Source organism: Leifsonia sp. EB34 (assembly GCF_041260585.1).
Taxonomy (GTDB): Bacteria; Actinomycetota; Actinomycetes; order Actinomycetales; family Microbacteriaceae; genus Leifsonia.
Genome location: NZ_JBGCCV010000002.1, coordinates 861614 through 878757, shown reverse-complemented (window position 1 = coordinate 878757; position 17144 = coordinate 861614). Strand labels below are relative to the sequence as shown.

General features: G+C 69.5%; 17 protein-coding genes. 8 read left to right on the top strand and 9 right to left on the bottom strand.

The window, feature by feature from the left end; genetic code table 11:
• Positions 1–12: 12 nt before the first annotated feature.
• Positions 13–1062 carry an anthranilate phosphoribosyltransferase gene (trpD, locus tag ABIA36_RS13685; protein ID WP_369963033.1) on the bottom strand — a complete coding sequence of 350 codons (1050 nt, stop codon included), beginning with the start codon at positions 1060–1062 and terminating at the stop codon, positions 13–15.
• A 132-nt stretch (positions 1063–1194) separates the two neighbouring features.
• Between trpD and ABIA36_RS13680 the strand changes: the two genes are divergently transcribed.
• From ABIA36_RS13680 to ABIA36_RS13660, 5 genes are all read left to right on the top strand, one after another.
• Complete coding sequence (locus tag ABIA36_RS13680) at positions 1195–1839, top strand: heme-copper oxidase subunit III (protein ID WP_369963032.1); 645 nt, start codon at positions 1195–1197, stop codon at positions 1837–1839.
• A 24-nt stretch (positions 1840–1863) separates the two neighbouring features.
• Positions 1864–2718, top strand: coding sequence for a c-type cytochrome (locus tag ABIA36_RS13675; RefSeq protein WP_369963031.1), 855 nt, complete (start codon positions 1864–1866; stop codon positions 2716–2718).
• Positions 2719–2762: 44 nt separating this feature from the next.
• Positions 2763–3836, top strand: a complete 1074-nt coding sequence (locus ABIA36_RS13670; RefSeq protein WP_369963030.1) for a Rieske 2Fe-2S domain-containing protein — start codon at positions 2763–2765, stop codon at positions 3834–3836.
• On the top strand, positions 3833–5452 hold the full coding sequence (locus ABIA36_RS13665) for a cytochrome bc complex cytochrome b subunit (protein WP_369963029.1): 1620 nt from the start codon (positions 3833–3835) through the stop codon (positions 5450–5452). Before ABIA36_RS13670 ends, ABIA36_RS13665 begins: the two co-directional genes overlap by 4 nt.
• Positions 5453–5529: 77 nt before the next feature.
• A complete protein-coding gene (locus ABIA36_RS13660; RefSeq protein WP_369963028.1) occupies positions 5530–6336 on the top strand; it encodes a methyltransferase domain-containing protein in 807 nt (268 codons plus the stop codon).
• 532 nt (positions 6337–6868) lie between these two features.
• Here ABIA36_RS13660 and ABIA36_RS13655 read toward each other — a convergent pair.
• From ABIA36_RS13655 to ABIA36_RS13635, 5 genes are all read right to left on the bottom strand, one after another.
• The gene (locus tag ABIA36_RS13655) at positions 6869–7291 is read right to left on the bottom strand and encodes a cytochrome c oxidase subunit 4 (RefSeq protein ID WP_369963027.1); all 423 of its coding nucleotides are present in this window, start codon (positions 7289–7291) and stop codon (positions 6869–6871) included.
• A 3-nt stretch (positions 7292–7294) separates the two neighbouring features.
• A complete protein-coding gene (gene ctaD / locus ABIA36_RS13650) occupies positions 7295–9043 on the bottom strand; it encodes a cytochrome c oxidase subunit I (RefSeq protein WP_369963026.1) in 1749 nt (582 codons plus the stop codon).
• Positions 9044–9068: 25 nt separating this feature from the next.
• A complete protein-coding gene (coxB, locus tag ABIA36_RS13645; protein WP_369963025.1) occupies positions 9069–9956 on the bottom strand; it encodes a cytochrome c oxidase subunit II in 888 nt (295 codons plus the stop codon).
• A gap of 144 nt (positions 9957–10100) precedes the next feature.
• Entirely contained in the window at positions 10101–10457 is a 357-nt protein-coding gene (erpA, locus tag ABIA36_RS13640; protein WP_345834712.1) for an iron-sulfur cluster insertion protein ErpA, read from the bottom strand.
• Positions 10458–10532: 75 nt separating this feature from the next.
• Complete coding sequence (locus tag ABIA36_RS13635; RefSeq protein WP_369963024.1) at positions 10533–11984, bottom strand: dipeptidase; 1452 nt, start codon at positions 11982–11984, stop codon at positions 10533–10535.
• 41 nt (positions 11985–12025) lie between these two features.
• On the opposite strand from ABIA36_RS13635, the gene ABIA36_RS13630 reads away from it, so the two are divergent.
• Both ABIA36_RS13630 and ABIA36_RS13625 read left to right on the top strand, forming a co-directional pair.
• Positions 12026–12619 (top strand): DUF3043 domain-containing protein, encoded by a 594-nt coding sequence (locus ABIA36_RS13630; protein ID WP_369963023.1) that lies wholly within the window; start codon positions 12026–12028, stop codon positions 12617–12619.
• A 1-nt stretch (position 12620) separates the two neighbouring features.
• A complete protein-coding gene (locus tag ABIA36_RS13625) occupies positions 12621–13538 on the top strand; it encodes an RNase H family protein (protein ID WP_369963022.1) in 918 nt (305 codons plus the stop codon).
• Here ABIA36_RS13625 and ABIA36_RS13620 read toward each other — a convergent pair.
• The 3 genes from ABIA36_RS13620 to hisD all read right to left on the bottom strand — a co-directional run bounded on the left by ABIA36_RS13620 (position 13506) and on the right by hisD (position 16529).
• Positions 13506–14549, bottom strand: coding sequence for a quinone-dependent dihydroorotate dehydrogenase (locus tag ABIA36_RS13620; RefSeq protein WP_369963021.1), 1044 nt, complete (start codon positions 14547–14549; stop codon positions 13506–13508). The genes ABIA36_RS13625 and ABIA36_RS13620 overlap by 33 nt on opposite strands.
• Positions 14550–14653: 104 nt before the next feature.
• Positions 14654–15127 carry a transcriptional regulator NrdR gene (gene nrdR, locus ABIA36_RS13615; RefSeq protein WP_369963020.1) on the bottom strand — a complete coding sequence of 158 codons (474 nt, stop codon included), beginning with the start codon at positions 15125–15127 and terminating at the stop codon, positions 14654–14656.
• Positions 15128–15224: 97 nt separating this feature from the next.
• Positions 15225–16529 carry a histidinol dehydrogenase gene (gene hisD, locus ABIA36_RS13610; protein ID WP_369963019.1) on the bottom strand — a complete coding sequence of 435 codons (1305 nt, stop codon included), beginning with the start codon at positions 16527–16529 and terminating at the stop codon, positions 15225–15227.
• 111 nt (positions 16530–16640) lie between these two features.
• On the opposite strand from hisD, the gene ABIA36_RS13605 reads away from it, so the two are divergent.
• Positions 16641–17135 (top strand): flavin reductase family protein, encoded by a 495-nt coding sequence (locus ABIA36_RS13605; RefSeq protein ID WP_369963018.1) that lies wholly within the window; start codon positions 16641–16643, stop codon positions 17133–17135.
• Positions 17136–17144 lie beyond the last annotated feature (9 nt).

Below are 17144 nucleotides of genomic sequence, written 5' to 3'. Positions count from 1 at the left end.
TTCCACTTGCTGTCAGTGCGTCGCCTCGACCCATTCCTCGAGCTTCGCGGCCGCAGCCCCGGAGTCGATCGCCTGGGCGGCGACCGCCATGTGCGAACGGAACCGATCCAGGATGGACACCTGGACCCTCGACGGGTCGGACGCGAGCTCGTAGGACACGAGCCCGGCCGCCGCGTTGAGCAGGACGATGTCGCGCACGGGGCCCTCCTGGCCCGCGAGCACGGCACGCACGACAGCCGCGTTGTACGCGGCGTCCTTGCCGAGCAGGTCCTCGATCCTGGCGCGCGGGATGCCCAGATCGCGCGGGTCGATGTCGTGCTCGGTGACGAGGCCCCTGGAGACCTCCCAGACGTGGCTGTGACCGGTGGTCGACAGCTCGTCGAGGCCGTCGTCGCCGCGGAAGACCAGCGCGGTCGCGCCGCGGGTCTGGAACACGCCGACGATCAGCGGGATGCGGTCGAGCGTCGCGACGCCCACCGCCGACGCCTCGGGGCGCGCCGGGTTGCACAGCGGCCCGAGGAAGTTGAACACGGTCGGCACGCCGAGCTGGGAGCGCACGGGGCCGGCGTTGGCGAATCCCGGGTGGAAGGCGCTCGCGAACGCGAAGGTGATCCCGGTGCTCTTCAGCACCTCGGCCACGCGCTCCGGCGGCAGGGTCAGGTCGATGCCGAGCGCCGCGAGCACGTCGGAGGAGCCGGACGACGAGCTGGCCGCCCGGTTGCCGTGCTTGATGACCGGCACACCCGCGGCCGCGGCGACGATGGAGGCCGTGGTCGAAACGTTCACGGTTCCGAACCGGTCGCCGCCGGTGCCCACGATGTCGAGCGCCATCGGGTCGACGGGCAGCGGCACCGCGTGGTCGAGGATGGCGTCGCGGAAGCCGACGATCTCGTCCACGGTCTCGCCCTTGGCGCGCAGAGCGATGAGGAATGCGGCGAGCTGGGCCTCGGTAGCCTCGCCCGACATGACCTGGTCCATCGCCCACGCCGCGTCCGCCACGCTGAGGTCCTCACGGGCCAGCAAAGAGGTGAGCACGGACGACCAGGACTGCATTTCCGTCATACAGCGATCCTATGGGGAGGCGACACGCCACGGGGAGCCGCCGGTTTGTACCAGGTGCACGGGCCTCCTTTCCTGAATCGGAGCAGATTCCTGCCATTCAGGTGAGAAAACCACGGCTTCTTTTCAGCCATAATGGGAATTGTGACGAGCACCTCCATTTCCCCTGCAACGAGTGCGCCGGCGATCAACCGGCCCAATGTCGTGGCCGTCGGCACGATCGTCTGGCTCGGCTCCGAGGTGATGTTCTTCGCGGGCCTGTTCGCGATCTACTTCACGCTCAAGTCGACGTCGCCCGGTCTGTGGGCCGCCGAGACGCAGCACCTGAACATCCCCTACGCGGCTGTGAACACCACGATCCTCGTGCTGAGCTCGTTCACCTGCCAGTTCGGGGTGTTCGCCGCCGAGCGCCTCCAGCCGCGCCGCACGGGACGCCCGCTCCAGTTCTGGAAGTGGGGCATGGTCGAGTGGTTCGCCCTCTCGTACATCATGGGCGCCATCTTCGTCTCCGGCCAGGTGCTCGAGTACGCCACGCTCGTCTCCGAGGGCATCTCGCTCGACGCCAACGCCTACGGCTCCGCCTTCTATCTGACGACCGGCTTCCACGCCCTCCACGTCACCGGCGGCCTCATCGCCTTCCTCCTCGTCATCGGCCGCGCCTTCGCGGTCAAGACCTTCGGCCACAAAGAGGCCACGAGCGCCATCGTCGTGTCGTACTACTGGCACTTCGTCGACGTCGTGTGGATCGGACTGTTCGCGGTCATCTACATCATCCGATAGATCAACAGGAGCTGACCCCACCTCATGCGTCCCCGCGTCCCCGGCACCCAGAAGTCCCGCGCAGCAGCGCCCTCGCGTAACGCGAAGGCCGCGCGCAAGACCGGCCGCCGCCACCCGCTCGCCACCGTCGCACTGCTCGCCATCGGCCTCGGCCTGACCGGCGGAGCCTACGCCGCGTTCACCACCACCACGGCCTCCGCCGACACCCCGCAGGTCCAGACCGCCAGCTCGTCCTCGATCTCGCAGGGCCAGAAGCTGTTCCAGGCCAACTGCGCCACCTGCCACGGCATGGAGGCCCAGGGCACGGTCAACGCGCCGTCCCTCATCGGCGTCGGCGCCGCAGCGGTCGACTTCCAGGTCGGCACCGGCCGCATGCCGATGCAGATGCAGGGCCCGCAGGCCCAGGAGAAGCCGGTCCAGTTCTCGAACGAAGAGGTCGCGGCCCTGGCCGACTACGTCGCCTCCCTCGCTCCCGGGCCCTCGATCCCCGAGCAGAAGTACCTCGACGGCAAGGGCGACGCCGCCAACGGCGCCCAGCTCTTCCGGATCAACTGCGCGATGTGCCACAACGTCGCCGGCGCCGGTGGAGCCCTCACCGAGGGCAAGTACGCCCCGCCGCTCACAGGCGTGAGCGCCAAGCACATCTACGAGGCCATGGTCACCGGCCCGCAGAACATGCCGGTCTTCAACGACCTGAACATCTCGCCCCAGGGCAAGGCCGACATCATCACGTACCTCAAGTACATCCAGAACAACCCGTCCCCGGGCGGCATCGAGCTCGGCTCGCTCGGCCCGGTGGCCGAGGGACTCTTCCTCTGGATCTTCGGCCTGGGCGCCATCGTCGCCCTGACCGTGTGGATCACAGCGAAGTCCAACTGACCGTTCTGTCGTACTTGTAGAAGCACAGCGTAAGAAGGAGAACAATGGCACAGGACGAGAACGGCGGTCACGAGCTGACGCCAGCCAGTTCGTCGGCCGTCGACGTGCACCGGACCGGCGACCCCGGAACGGCGGTGATCATCCGCGACGCCGTCGAGAACCCCGGGTTCCCGCCGCACCGGTCCCGGGTGACCGACCTCGACCCCAAGAAGGAGCGGCGCGCCGAGCGCACCGTCTACACGCTGTTCTATCTGTCGATCGCGGGCTCCGTCTGGGCGGTCGCCGCCTACATGGCGTTCCCGATCAACGACAGCGACCCGGGCTCGGTCCGCCTGAACAACCTGTTCATCGGCATCGGCATCACCCTGGCCCTCCTCGCGATCGGCATCGGCGCTGTGCACTGGGGCAAAGCCCTCATGCACGAGAAGGAGGGCGTCGACCTCCGCCACCCCGTGCGCGGCTCGGAGCAGACCACCGAGCGCGCGGCGGAGATCTTCCGCCAGGCCGACGAGGAGTCCGGCTTCAACCGCCGGGTCCTGATCCGCAACAGCCTCATCGGCGCGCTGATCGCCTTCCCGCTCCCCGGCATCATCCTCTTCCGCGGTCTCGCGCCGCAGGGCGAGGACCCGGCCGAGCTGCTGTCGCAGACCATGTGGGCCAAGGGCATCCGCCTCACCCGCGACCCGTCCGGAACGCCGATCAAGGCCTCCGACGTCACGCTCGGCAGCGCCTTCCACGTCATCCCCGAGGGCCTCAACGACGCCCCCGACATGCTGGAGCAGAAGGCCAAGGCGGCCGTCCTGCTCATGCGCCTCAAGCCCGAGGACCTGCACGTGTCCCAGGGCCGCGAGAACTGGAACTACGACGGCATCGTCGCCTACTCCAAGATCTGCACGCACGTCGGGTGCCCTGTGGCCCTCTACGAGCAGCAGACCCACCACCTGCTGTGCCCGTGCCACCAGTCGCAGTTCGACATCACGCACGAGGCGCAGGTCATCTTCGGACCGGCGAAGCGGCCACTGCCGCAGCTGCCGATCACCGTTGACGCCGACGGTTACCTGGTCGCCCGCAGCGACTTCCACGAGCCCGTCGGCCCGAGTTTCTGGGAGCGTCATTGAGCACCTCGACCGCCGCAGCCCCTGCGGCACCCACCACGGCCAAGAGCGGCGGCTTCACCGCTGCCGCCGCCAACTACATCGAGGACCGCACCAGCATCTCGGGCGCGGTCAAGGAGTTCGGTCGCAAGATCTTCCCGGACCACTGGTCCTTCCTGCTCGGTGAGGTCGCCCTCTACAGCTTCATCGTCATCCTGCTGACCGGAACGTTCCTGACGTTCTTCTTCCAGGCGTCGATGGCGGAGGTCGTCTACAACGGCTCGTACGTGCCGCTCAAGGGCATCCACATGTCCGCGGCGATGGAGTCCACCCTCAACATCTCGTTCGAGGTGCGCGGCGGCCTGCTCGTGCGTCAGATCCACCACTGGGCGGCGCTGCTGTTCGTGGCCGCGATCGGCCTGCACATGCTCCGCATCTTCTTCACGGGCGCGTTCCGCAAGCCGCGCGAGCTGAACTGGGTGATCGGCTTCACGCTGTTCATCCTGGCCATGGCCGAGGGCTTCACCGGATACTCGCTCCCGGACGACCTGCTCTCGGGCAACGGCCTCCGGATCATCGACGGCCTGATCAAGGGCCTCCCCGTGGTCGGCACCTGGATCTCGTTCCTGCTGTTCGGCGGCGAGTTCCCCGGCACCGCGATCGTCGGACGCCTCTACACGCTGCACATCCTGCTGCTGCCCGCCCTGGTGGTCGCGTTCATCGCGCTGCACCTCGTGTTCGTGGTCGTCCACAAGCACACCCAGTACGCCGCCCCCGGCCGCACGCAGGGCAACGTCGTCGGCTACCCGGTCCTCCCCGTTTATGCGGCGAAGGCCGGCGGCTTCTTCTTCATCGTGTTCGGTGTCGTCGCGGCCATGGCGTCGTTCTTCACCATCAACCCGATCTGGAACTACGGCCCGTACGACCCCTCCCCCGTGTCCGCCGGAACCCAGCCGGACTGGTACATCGGCTTCGCCGACGGCGCGCTGCGTCTGGTGCCGCCGGGCTGGGAGTTCGTCTGGCTGAACCGCACCTGGTCGTTCAACATCATCGTCCCGGTCGCCATCCTCGGTCTCTTCATCGTGACCGTGATGATCTACCCCTTCATCGAGGCGTGGGTCACCGGCGACAAGCGCGAGCACCACATCCTGGACCGTCCGCGCAACGCGGCCACCCGCACCGCCATCGGCGCCGCCGGCGTGACCTTCTACGCGGTGTTCTGGGCTGCGGCCTCGTCGGACATCATCGCGACGCACTTCAAGCTCACGATGGAGGGCGTCATCCACACCCTCCAGGCCCTGCTCTTCGTCGGCCCGGTCGTGGCGTACTTCCTCACCAAGCGCATCTGCATCGCGCTGGCGAAGAAGGACCGCTCGATCGCCCTGCACGGCTACGAGACCGGCCGCATCGTGAAGCTCCCCGGTGGCGAGTTCATCGAGGTGCACGAGCAGCTCAGCGACTACGAGCGCTGGCGCCTGATCAGCTACGAGGCGTACGAGCCGCTGATGATCCGCCCGAACAAGCGTGGCAAGATCACCGCAGGCACCCGCATGCGCGCGAGCCTGTCCCGGTGGTTCTTCGAGGACCGGCTGATCCCGCCGACCCGCGGCGAGCTCGAGTCGGGCCACGGCCACCACTGATCGCGTGTGAGAGCGCCGGTGCAGCTTCTGCACCGGCGCTTTCGCGTATCCCCCACTATTCGTCCCCGGAGGCAGTGATGACCGACCTGGCCCGGCTGGGATCATGGCTGCGCTGCCCCGTCTGTGCCGAGGACCTGGAGCCGGTCGACCGTCTCACGCTCGGCTGCACGCAGGGTCACCGCCACGACGTGAACAAGCGCGGCTACGTGTCCCTCCTGGGCGGCGGCAGCAAGTTCGTGGGCGACACGACGGAGATGCTCGACGCGCGCGACACGGTGCTGGAGGGCGGGGCGTACGCGCCGATCGCCGAGGCCCTCGCGGCCGCCATCGGATCGCCGCAGCGTCTCCTGGACGCGGGCGCCGGCACCGGCTACTACCTGCGGGCCGTGCTGGCCGGCTCGCCCGGCGCCGCCGGGCTGGCGATGGACCTCTCCCCCGCCGCTGTCGCCCGCGCCGTGCGGTCGTCACCCGACGTCGACGGACTGGTGGCGGACACCTGGCGTCCGCTGCCGGTGCGCTCGCACAGTGTGGATGCCGTTCTGGACGTGTTCGCGCCGCGCAACCTCCCCGAGTTCCACCGCGTGCTGCGGCCGGGCGGGACCCTCGCCGTCGTGGTCCCCCGCGCCGACCACCTCGCGTCACTGCGGGCGGCGGGTGGAATGCTCGACGTCCCCACCGACAAGGCGGAGGACGTCATGGCCGCCGCAGAGCCCGCATATGCCCCACTGGCACGCGAACACGTCAGCTACGACCTGGCGCTCGACGACGATCTCCGGCGCGCCCTGGCGGCCATGGGGCCGTCCGCCCGCCACGCCGGCACCACCCCCGCCGAGGCGACCGAGACGACGGTCTCCGTCGACGTCGTCACCTTCACGCCCCGCTGACCCGCGCCCCGAGGAGCACAAGGGACGCGCCGTCGGCGCGCCGCAATCTCAGGGCCCGCGCCCCGTTCACGCGGCCCCTCTGCGTGCATGCAGCGCCGCCCGCACGCGGAGGCGCACTCGGCGAGGCTGCACGCGCGCGGAGCTGCACGCGCGTCGCGCAGCACGCGCGTCCCTGGCAGAACACGCCGTCTCGCCGGGCGCGCACGCGGCATGTCCTGCCAAGGCGTGCAGGACAGGGGTCGCAACACGCCGCTATCGCGGCGGGATAGCGGCGTGTTGCGACCCTCTGCGCACGCACGCCGCGAAGCGCGTGCGCCGCGCAGCGGGCGGGACGTGCGCGTCTGCTTGGCAGAACATGCCGTCGCGGCGACAGTGGACGCGGCGTGTCCTGCCAAGTCGTGCAGGCCAGGGTCGCGACGCGTCGCTGGCGCGGTGGAAGGGTGGCGTGTAGCGGGCGCTCTGTGTTGACGCGCGCACACGACGAGGGCCGCCTCCCTGTGGGAGGCGGCCCTCGTCGTACGCGGTGCGCGGGTCAGCGCGCGAAGTAGCCGCGGTAGTACTCGTAGACCCAGCCGACGATGCAGACGACGCTGAAGGCGACGCCGATGAAGCAGATCCAGAAGCCGACCGCGAGGCCCAGCATGACCAGCGCGGCACCGGTTGCGAGGGCCACGGGCCACCAGCTCCACGGGGAGAAGTGGCCGAGCTCGGGATCGCCGTCGTCGATGTTCGCGTCGAGGCGGTCCTCCGGCAGCTCGCCGCCCTGGGCCGCGTGCGAGCGGCCCACATAGAAGGCGATGAACGCGGCCAGGATGGCGCTCAGCGTCAGCGCCACGGTGCCGACCCACTCGACCTTCAGGTGCATCGGGTCGAGCAGGCTCCACAGCGTGTAGACGACCGCCGAGAGGATGAAGAAGACCGACAGGATCCAGAAGAGGACGGAATTGGCTCTCATGGGTTACTTCACCTTGTTGTTCGAGATGTCGAGCACGGGAGCGTCCGGGGCGTCCTTGCCGCCGCCGACGCCGATCGGGATTCCGGCCTCGGGGTGGTTGAGGTCGAACGCCGGCGACTCGGAGCGGATGCGCGGGATGGACGTGAAGTTGTGCCGCGGCGGCGGGCAGGAGGTCGCCCACTCGAGCGAGCGGCCGTAGCCCCACGGGTCGTTCACGGTGACCTTCGGCGCGTTGCGCGCCGTCAGGTAGACGTTCGCGAAGAACGGGAGCATCGAGATCGCGAGGATGCCGGCGCCGATCGAGGACACCTGGTTCATCCAGGTGAAGCCGTCGGACGGCAGGTAGGTGGCGTACCGGCGGGGCATGCCCACGACGCCCAGCCAGTGCTGGATGAGGAACGTCGTGTGGAAGCCGATGAACAGCAGCCAGAAGTGCCACTTGCCGAGACGGTCGTTGAGCATCTTGCCCGTCCACTTCGGCCACCAGAAGTAGAAGCCGGCGAACATGGCGAACACGACCGTGCCGAACACGACGTAGTGGAAGTGCGCCACCACGAAGTAGGTGTCGGACACGTGGAAGTCCAGCGGCGGCGACGCGAGGATGACGCCGGTGAGGCCACCGAAGGTGAAGGTGATCAGGAAGCCGATCGACCACAGCATCGGGGACTCGAAGGTCAGCGAGCCGCGCCACATCGTGCCGATCCAGTTGAAGATCTTCACGCCGGTCGGGACCGCGATGAGCATCGTCATCAGCGAGAACCAGGGCAGCAGCACCGATCCGGTCACGTACATGTGGTGCGCCCACACGGTGACGGACAGGGCCGCGATCGAGATCGTCGCGTAGATCAGGGTCTTGTACCCGAAGATCGGCTTGCGGCTGAACACCGGGAAGATCTCGGAGACGATGCCGAAGAACGGCAGCGCGATGATGTACACCTCGGGGTGGCCGAAGAACCAGAACAGGTGCTGCCAGAGCAGGGCCCCGCCGTTCGCGGCGTCGTAGATGTGCGCGTCGAACACGCGGTCGGCGGCGAGGGCGAAGAGCGCGGCGGCGAGCACCGGGAAGGCCATCAGCACGAGGATCGAGGTGACCATCGCGTTCCAGGTGAAGATCGGCATGCGGAACATGGTCATGCCCGGCGCGCGCATCGTGATGATGGTCGTGATGAAGTTGACGGCGCCGAGGATGGTGCCGAAGCCGGAGAGGCCGAGGCCGACGACCCAGAGGTTGCCGCCGATGCCGGGCGAGAAGGTCGTGCTCGACAGTGGCGCGTACGCGAACCAGCCGAACGACGCCGCACCCTGCGGGGTGAGGAAGCCGGCGACCGCGATCAGCGAGCCGAACGAGTAGAACCAGTACGCCAGCGCGTTCAGACGCGGGAACGCCACGTCGGGGGCGCCGATCTGCAGCGGCATGAGGACGTTCACGAAGCCGGCGAAGAGCGGCGTCGCGAACATCAGCAGCATGATCGTGCCGTGCATCGTGAAGAGCTGGTTGTACTGCTCCTTGGTCTGCACCACCTGGAGCCCCGGCTCGAAGAGCTGGGCACGGATGATCAGGGCCATCACGCCGCCGATGAGGAAGTAGATGAACGACGAGATCAGGTACATGTACCCGATGGTCTTGTGGTCCGTCGATGTGATGTAGTTCACAAGGATGTTGCCCTTGCGCTCAACGCCGTTGGCGGTGAGGAGGGTGGGCTTCGGAGCGGGCGCGGTGGTCGCTCCGGGCGCCGGTGCTGTCGTCGTCATGCGTGTGTCCTACTCGTTGCCGGAATCACTTGTTGCCCGTGGGGGCGCCCGTTCCGGGCAGGTTGTTGTTGCGATCGTACTGGGACCCGAGCTGGCCCTTGAAGCCCTTGTCGCGCAGCGACTGGATGTGGGCGTCGTAGTCGCTCTGCGACACGATCTTCACGTTGAAGAGCATCGCCGAGTGGTACTCGCCGCACAGCTCGGCGCACTTGCCGACGAAGGTGCCGGTGCGGCCGGTGGTGGAGAAGTACATGTAGTTGGTCTTGCCCGGGATGACGTCCTTCTTGTAGAGGAAGGCCGGAACCCAGAAGGAGTGGATCACGTCGCGCGAGTCGAGTTGGATGGTGATCTTCTTGTTCTCGGGCAGGTAGAGCGTGGGGATCTGGCTCTCCTGGACCGCACCCGGCGTCGCGTTCGAGTCGCTCGGCTGGGCCTGGATGCCCGGGTCGTACACGTTGTCGGTGACGTAGTTGAAGTCCCACGCCCACTGCTTGGCGTAGACCTGGATCTTGAGGTCGGGGTGCGCGTACGGCTGCTCGATGGCGTTCTGGTCGCGCGCCGTGAAGGCGAAGAAGCCGAGGACCAGAATGAGCGGCACGATCGTGTAGAAGATCTCGATCGGCATGTTGTAGCGGAGCTGCACCGGCAGGCCGGTCTGTCCCTTGCGGCGGCGGTACACGACGACCGCCCAGAGGATGAGACCCCAGACGATGATGCCGACGATGAGCAGGACGATCCAGCTCGTCACCCAGAGGCCGCTGATGCGGTCGGTGTGGTTGGTGACGGGCTGCTGGCCCTCGACGAAGCCCGGCAGGAAGCCATGGAGCTGGGCCTGCGTGCAGCCCGCAAGGACGACGGCAAGTGTCGCTGCGATCGGGATTGCAACCCATCGGAAACGGCGATTGTGACGCACCGGTGACCTTTCGAGAGACTCGGGGACAGTTCACATGCAACTGTATGTGGCGTTCTCTACCCTACTCCGACGGACACCCGGTTTCGAACACAAAGGGCCGCCCACAAGGGGCGGCCCAGAGCTGTTTTTTGTGTTATAGAACGCTCAGTGGAACGAGTCTCCACAGGCGCACGAACCCGTCGCGTTGGGGTTGTCGATCGTGAATCCCTGCTTCTGGATGGTGTCCTCGAAATCGATGGTGGCACCGTCCAGGTAGGGCACGCTCATCTTGTCGACGATGACCTCCACGCCGTCGAAGTCGACGGTCGCGTCCCCGTCGAGCATGCGCTCGTCGAAGTAGAGCTGGTAGATCAGCCCCGAGCAACCGCCGGGCTGGACGGCGACGCGCAGACGCAGGTCGTCGCGGCCCTCCTGCTCGAGCAGGCTCCTGACCTTGCCCGCTGCGTTGTCGGTCAGGCCGACGCCGTGGGCCTTGGTCGCGGTCAGCGTTGTGTCGGTCATGGGACTCCTCACACGTGTTTCGGATTCGATTTGCGAAATCTGCATCGATTGTACGACGTGATCCCGCGAGATCGCTCAGTTCCGGGCGTCCAGGCGCGCGAGCAGGAGCGCCTCGGCGAGAATCGCCCGCTTGAACACCCCGAGATGGAGCGACTCGTTCGGGCTGTGGGCGCGGGTGTCCGGGTCCTCCACACCGGTGACCAGGATCTGCGCCTCCGGGAACTCGCGCACCAGGTCGGCGATGAACGGGATGGACCCGCCGACGCCGGTCTCCACGGCCTCCTTGCCCCAGGCGTCGGTCATGGCGCGCTTGGCCTCGGTCGCGGCCCAGCCCGCGGTGTCGACCAGGAAGGCGTCCCCGGTGTCCACGTCGCTGATCTCCACGTGCGCTCCGAAGGGGGCGTGCGCGCGCAGGTGGCGCTCCAGGGCCTCGTAGGCCTCGGCGGCCGGCTGGCCGGGCGCGATCCGGGCGCTGAGCCGCACGGCGACGCTCGGCAGGAGGGTGTTGGAGGCGTCCACGACGCTGGGCGCGTCGATGCCGGTGACAGTCACGGTCGGCTGCGACCACATCCGCGACAGGATCGGCCCGGTGCCTATCGAGCTCACGCCGGGCAGCAGCGCCGCCTCCTCGCGGAACTGCTCCTCGCTCACCGCGGGCGGCTCGGCCGCGTCGTCGTGCGAGCGCAGGCCCTCCACCGCGACCGAGCCGTTCTCGTCGTGCAGCGTCGCGAGCAGCGCGACCAGCGCGAGCATCGCGTCGGGGGCGGCGCCGCCGTACATGCCGGAGTGCGACGCGTGCTCCAGCGTCGAGACCGTCAGCTTGAAGGTCACGTTGCCGCGCAGCGACACGGTGAGCGCCGGCGTGTCGATGTCGACGTTGTCGGAGTCGGCAACCACGATCACGTCGGCCGCGAGCGCCGCCTTGTTCTGCTCCAGGAAGTTCGCGAACGAGCGGGAGCCGAACTCCTCCTCCCCCTCGATGAAGACGGCGAGGCCGAGGTCGAAGTCGGAGCCCAGGACGTCCACGAGCGCGCGGACGCTCGCGACGTGCGCCATCACGCCGGCCTTGTCGTCGGCGGCGCCGCGGCCGTAGAGCCGGTCGCCGCGCACGGTCGGCTCGAACGGCGGGGTGTCCCAGTGCTCGGCGTCGCCCTGCGGCTGGACGTCGTGGTGGGCGTAGAGGAGGACGGTCGGACGGCCGTTCTTGGCGGCACGCGTGGCGAGCACGGCCGGCTGGCCGAGGTTCTCACCCGCGCCGGTCGACGGGCCGCTGATCGGCGCCTGCTTGACCTCGACGCTCTCGAACGCGCCGGTCTCGCGCAGCAGCTCCGCCACGGCCTCCGCGCTCTTGCGGACGTTGCCCGGGTCGTAGGCGGTCCACGAGACCGAGGGGATGCGCACGAGGCGCGAGAGCTCGGCGATGGTCGACGGGAGGCCGGTCTCGACGGAGGCGCGGATGCGCTCCTCCACCTCCGGCCGGTCCCCGGCTGCGGATCGGCCGGAAGGAGTCTGCTGGGTGTCTGTCATGCGGGTAATCTTAAACGGACCCCAGAACGAAGGCTCAAGCTTTGGCGAAACGACAGAATCCGGCGGCCGAGGCGCAGGCGCCCGCCACCGAGACCCCCGAACAGACCGCTGCCCGGCTGCAGGGCAAGGGCGCCCCGACGCCCACCCGCCGCGAGCAGGAAGCCGCGCGCAAGCGGCCACTGGTGCCGACCGACCGCAAGGAGGCGGCCAAGGCGGCACGTGCGCACCAGGCCGATGCGCGCGAAAGGGCCCGCGCCGGCATGGCGGCGGGCGACGAGCGCTACCTCACGCAGCGCGACCGCGGCCCGCAGCGCCGGTACGTCCGCGACTACGTGGACGCCCGGTTCAGCATCGGCGAGTTCCTCATCCCGGTCATGCTGCTGGTGATCGTGCTCAGCTTCCTGCCGTGGGCGTTCATGCAGGTCTGGGGCCTCGTGGCCCTGTGGGTGTTCTTCTTCATCGCGGTGGTCGACGGCATCGTCCTCGGCCTCATGGTGACCAGGAAGGTCGGCGACAAGTTCGGCAAGACCAAGGTGGAGCGCGGCCTCAAGTGGTACGCCGCCATGCGCGCCTTCCAGTTGCGCGTCATGCGCCTGCCGAAGCCGCAGGTCAAGCGCGGCCAGTACCCCGCCTGACGTGACGATCGTCGCAGCGGCGGACGGCTCCGCCCTCGGTAATCCCGGCCCTGCCGGCTGGTCCTGGTACGTCGACGACGAGCACTGGTCGGCCGGCGGCTGGCCGCACGGCACGAACAACATGGGCGAGCTCATGGCGGTCATCGACCTCCTGGAGTCGACCGCGCACGTGGACGACGACCTGCGCATCCTGTGCGACAGCCAGTACGTGATCAACTCGGTCACCAAGTGGATGCCCGGCTGGAAGCGCAAGGGCTGGCGCAAGTCGGACGGCGCTCCCGTGCTCAACCGCGAGCTGCTGGAACGGCTCGACCGGGCGCTGCACGGCCGGACGTACACATTCGAGTGGGTCAAGGGCCACGCGGGCCACGAGCTGAACGAGGCCGCCGACAAGCGCGCCAGGGCCGCGGCCACCGCCTACCGGGACGGCGACGCCATCCCGATCGGGCCGGGCTGGCCGGGCGCGGCGGTGCACGAGCCGGCGCCCGCGCTGGCTGTGGCGGAGAAGGCGGAGCCCGCGGCACCCGCTGCCGCCACGGTGGAACTCGACCTCTTCGACGACCTGCTCAGCGCCTCCGAGTCCGATGAGGACGTGGTGAAGCGTCTGGAGCGCGAGCTCGTGGAGCCGGCCGTGCGCGCGGACTCCGCCCGCGTCGCCGCGCTGCTGCACCCCGACTTCGAGGAGATCGGCCGCTCCGGGCGGCTGTGGGGCCGCGACGCGATCCTGGAGGCCCTGGCCGAGGAGGACGCCCCCGCCGCCGAGCTCGCCGTGCTGGGCACCGAGCGGATCGGCGCGGACGCCATCCTGCTCACGGCGCGCACGGTGGACGACCGCGGCGCCAGCCTGCGCAGCTCGCTGTGGCTGCGCGTGGGAGGGCGCTGGCGCCTACGCTTCCACCAGGGCACGCCGGAGGCGTAGCAGCCCGCGGTTGATCTGCCGCGCCCAGAGCGGGCCGCGGTAGAGGAACGCCGTGTAGCCCTGCACGAGGGTGGCGCCGGCGTCGAGGCGCTGCTGCACGTGCTCCGCGGTCTCCACTCCGCCGACCGAGATCACGCACAGCTCGGCGGGGACGTGCGCGCGGATCAGGCGCAGCACCTCCAGCGAACGCGCGGCGAGCGGGCCGCCGGACAGGCCGCCGGCGCCGGCGGCCTCCACCACGGCGCGGTCGGTCATCAGACCCTCGCGGGAGATGGTGGTGTTGGTGGCGATGATCCCGGCGAGGCCGAGCTCGACGGCGAGGCCCGCGATCTTCTCGACCTGCTCGTCGGTGAGGTCGGGCGCGATCTTCACCAGCAGCGGGGTCTCCCCTGCGACCTGCTTGACGGCGGTCAGCAGCGGGGCCAGCAGCTCCAGCTCCTGGAGGCCGCGGAGGCCCGGTGTGTTCGGCGAGCTCACGTTCACGACGAGGTAGTCGGCGACGGGCGCGAGCGCGCGGGCGCTGGTCAGGTAGTCCTGGGTGGCGTCCTCGACGGCCACCACACGGCTCTTGCCGATGTTCACGCCGAGCACGGGCCGGTGGCGGGCGCGGCGCACCTTCAGCAGGCGGTTCGCGGCCTCCCCGGCGCCGTGGTTGTTGAAGCCCATGCGGTTGATCACCGCGCGGTCCGGGATGAGCCGGAACAGGCGCGGGCGGTCGTTGCCCGGCTGCGGGAGGGCGGTGATGGTGCCCACCTCGACGTGACCGAAGCCCAGGTCGCCGAGGCCGACGACCGCCTCGCCGTCCTTGTCGAAGCCGGCGGCGACGCCGAACGGGGACGCGAACCGCAGGCCGAGGGCCGCCACGGCGAGCGACGGGTCGGGCGCGGTGAAGCGACGGACGAGGCCGCCGAGACCGAGCGCGGGGAGCGCCCGGATCACCAGGAAGGCGAGATGGTGCGCGCGCTCCGGGTCGAGCTTCGACAGGACGAGGGAGAAGAGTGTGCGATACATGCCGGTTCGAGAATAGCCGCTCGCGCGGTGGAGCTAGGAGCAGCGCGAAGCGATGCCGCGACCCCAGCGCCGAGGGAGCCTGCGACCGAGGTTTGAAAAAAGCGTCAGCCCTGCACGTCCGCCGGCTCGCCGCGGTGCTCGACGCGGAGCTGCTGGATGGCCTCCTCGAAGTCCTCCAGCGAGTCGAACGCCTGGTAGACGCTCGCGAAGCGCAGGTACGCGACCTCGTCCAGCTCGCGGAGCTCGGGGAGGATGGCGAGCCCGATGTCGTTCGCCTCGATCTGGGAGGCGCCGGTGGAGCGGATGGTCTCCTCCACCTTCTGCGCGAGCACCGCGAGGTCGGAGTCGGTCACCGGCCGGCCCTGGCAGGCCTTGCGGACGCCGAGCACGATCTTCTCCCGGCTGAACGGCTCGACCACGCCGCTGCGCTTGATGACGCTGAGGCTCGCGGTCTCCGTCGTGGAGAAGCGCCGGCCGCACTCCGGGCACTGCCGCCGGCGCCGGATCGAGAGGCCGTCGTCGCTCGTGCGGGAGTCGATGACGCGGGAGTCCGGGTGGCGGCAGAAGGGGCAGAACATGAGGGAAATCTTATCGCGCGGTGGAGCTAGGGGCAGCGCGGAGCGATGCTGCGACCCCAGCGCCGAGGGAGCCTGCGACCGAGGTTAAGAACGCGCCTCAATCGAACCGGATAGTGACCGCCTCGCCGTGCGCGGGAAGGTCCTCTGCGGTCGAGAGTGCGACGATGCGGTCGGCGACCGTCCGCAGCGCTTCGCGGTCGTAGCGGATGACCTGCTGCGGCCGGAGGAACGAGTACGCGCCGAGGCCGGGCGAGAACCGCGCCTGGCCGCCGGTCGGCAGCACGTGGTTGGAGCCGGCGAGGTAGTCGCCCAGGCTGACCGGCGCACTGGGACCGACGAAGATCGCGCCGGCGTTCTGGATGAGAGCGAGCAGCGCGTCCGGGTCGGCCGTCTGCAGTTCGAGGTGCTCCGGGCCGTAGGCGTTGCTGAAGGCGGCCGCGGCCGCGAGGTCGTCCACGAGCACGATCGCGGACTGCTGGCCGGACAGCGCCGTGCGCACGCGCTCGGCGTGCTTGGTCGCACCGGCGAGGGTCTCCAGCTCGGCCGCGACCCGCTCGGCGAACGCCGGGCTGTCGGTGACGAGCAGGGAGGCCGCGGCCTCGTCGTGCTCGGCCTGGCTGATCAGGTCGGCGGCGACGAAGCGCCGGTCGGCGGTGTCGTCCGCGATCACGAGGATCTCGGTGGTGCCGGCCTCCGAGTCGATGCCGGCCTGGCCGCGGACGACCCGCTTGGCGGCGGCGACGTAGATGTTGCCCGGGCCGGTGATGACCTGCACAGGGTCGAGGCCGATGTCCTCCACGCCCCAGGCGAGCGCGCCGATCGCACCTGCGCCGCCCATCGCGTAGACCTCCTCGATGCCGAGCAGTCCGGCCGCGCCGAGGATGACCGGGTGCACCGCGCCGCCGAACGCGCGCTGCGGCGGGCTGGCGAGCGCCACCGATGCGACGCCGGCGACCTGCGCTGGCACGGCGTTCATCACGACGCTCGACGGGTAGACGGCCTTGCCGCCGGGCACGTACAGCCCGGCGCGCTCCACCGGTTGCCAGCGCTGCACGACGGTCGCACCCGGTCCGATCCGCGTCTCGGCGGCCGGCGGGACCTGCGCGGCGGTCGCCTCGCGGACGCGGACGATCGCCTCCTCCAGGGCCGCGCGCACGTCGGCGGGCAGCGCTTTGACGGCGGCGGCGATCTCAGAGGCGGGCACGCGCACCGAGGCGGGCGCGCCGCCGTCGAACCGCGCGGCCTGCTCGGCGAGGGCGGCGGCTCCCCGGGACCGGACGTCGTCGATCAGCTCGGTCGCGACCTGAACCGCCACCTGGATGTCGACGGCGGGACGGGGGACGAGGCGCTCGAAAGCGGCCCGGGTAGGCTGGACTCCGCGGAGATCGATGGTCTGCATCATGACCGGTCAAGTCTACTGATGAGTAGCTGCGACCCTGCTCCGCACAACCCGCTCCGCCCAGCCCGAAGCTCCGCGGAATTCCTCACCCCGAACGGCGCTTGATAACTGCGTATGACTGACGCGACTCCCGACCTCTCCGCCTTCCGGCAGGCGTTCCGCCGGCACGCCGCCGGTGTGGCGATCATCACCGCGCAGACCGCCGACGGCACGCCGGTGGGGTTCACCGCGACCTCGCTCGCCTCGCTCTCCGCCGTGCCGCCGCTGGCGACCTTCAACATGGCGCTGTCGGCGTCGAGCTGGCCGGCCATCGCGGAGACCGACCGGGTGATCGTCCACATGCTCGGCGTGCGCAACAAGGGCGTGGCCGAGATCCTCTCGGACGACAACACCCGCCGGTTCCTGGGCGACCACTGGCGCCGCGGGCCGCACGGCCTCCCGGTCATCAACGACGTCACCGCGTGGATGGTCGGCCGCATCGTCGACCGCTTCCCCGTGCACAACAGCGCCGTGGTGGTCGTTCAGATCGAGGAGGGCGAGCTCGGCGAGCCGGACGAGCCGCTGCTGTATCACGAGCGGCGTTACCACCGGCCGAGCGAACTCGACTGACGCCTGCGG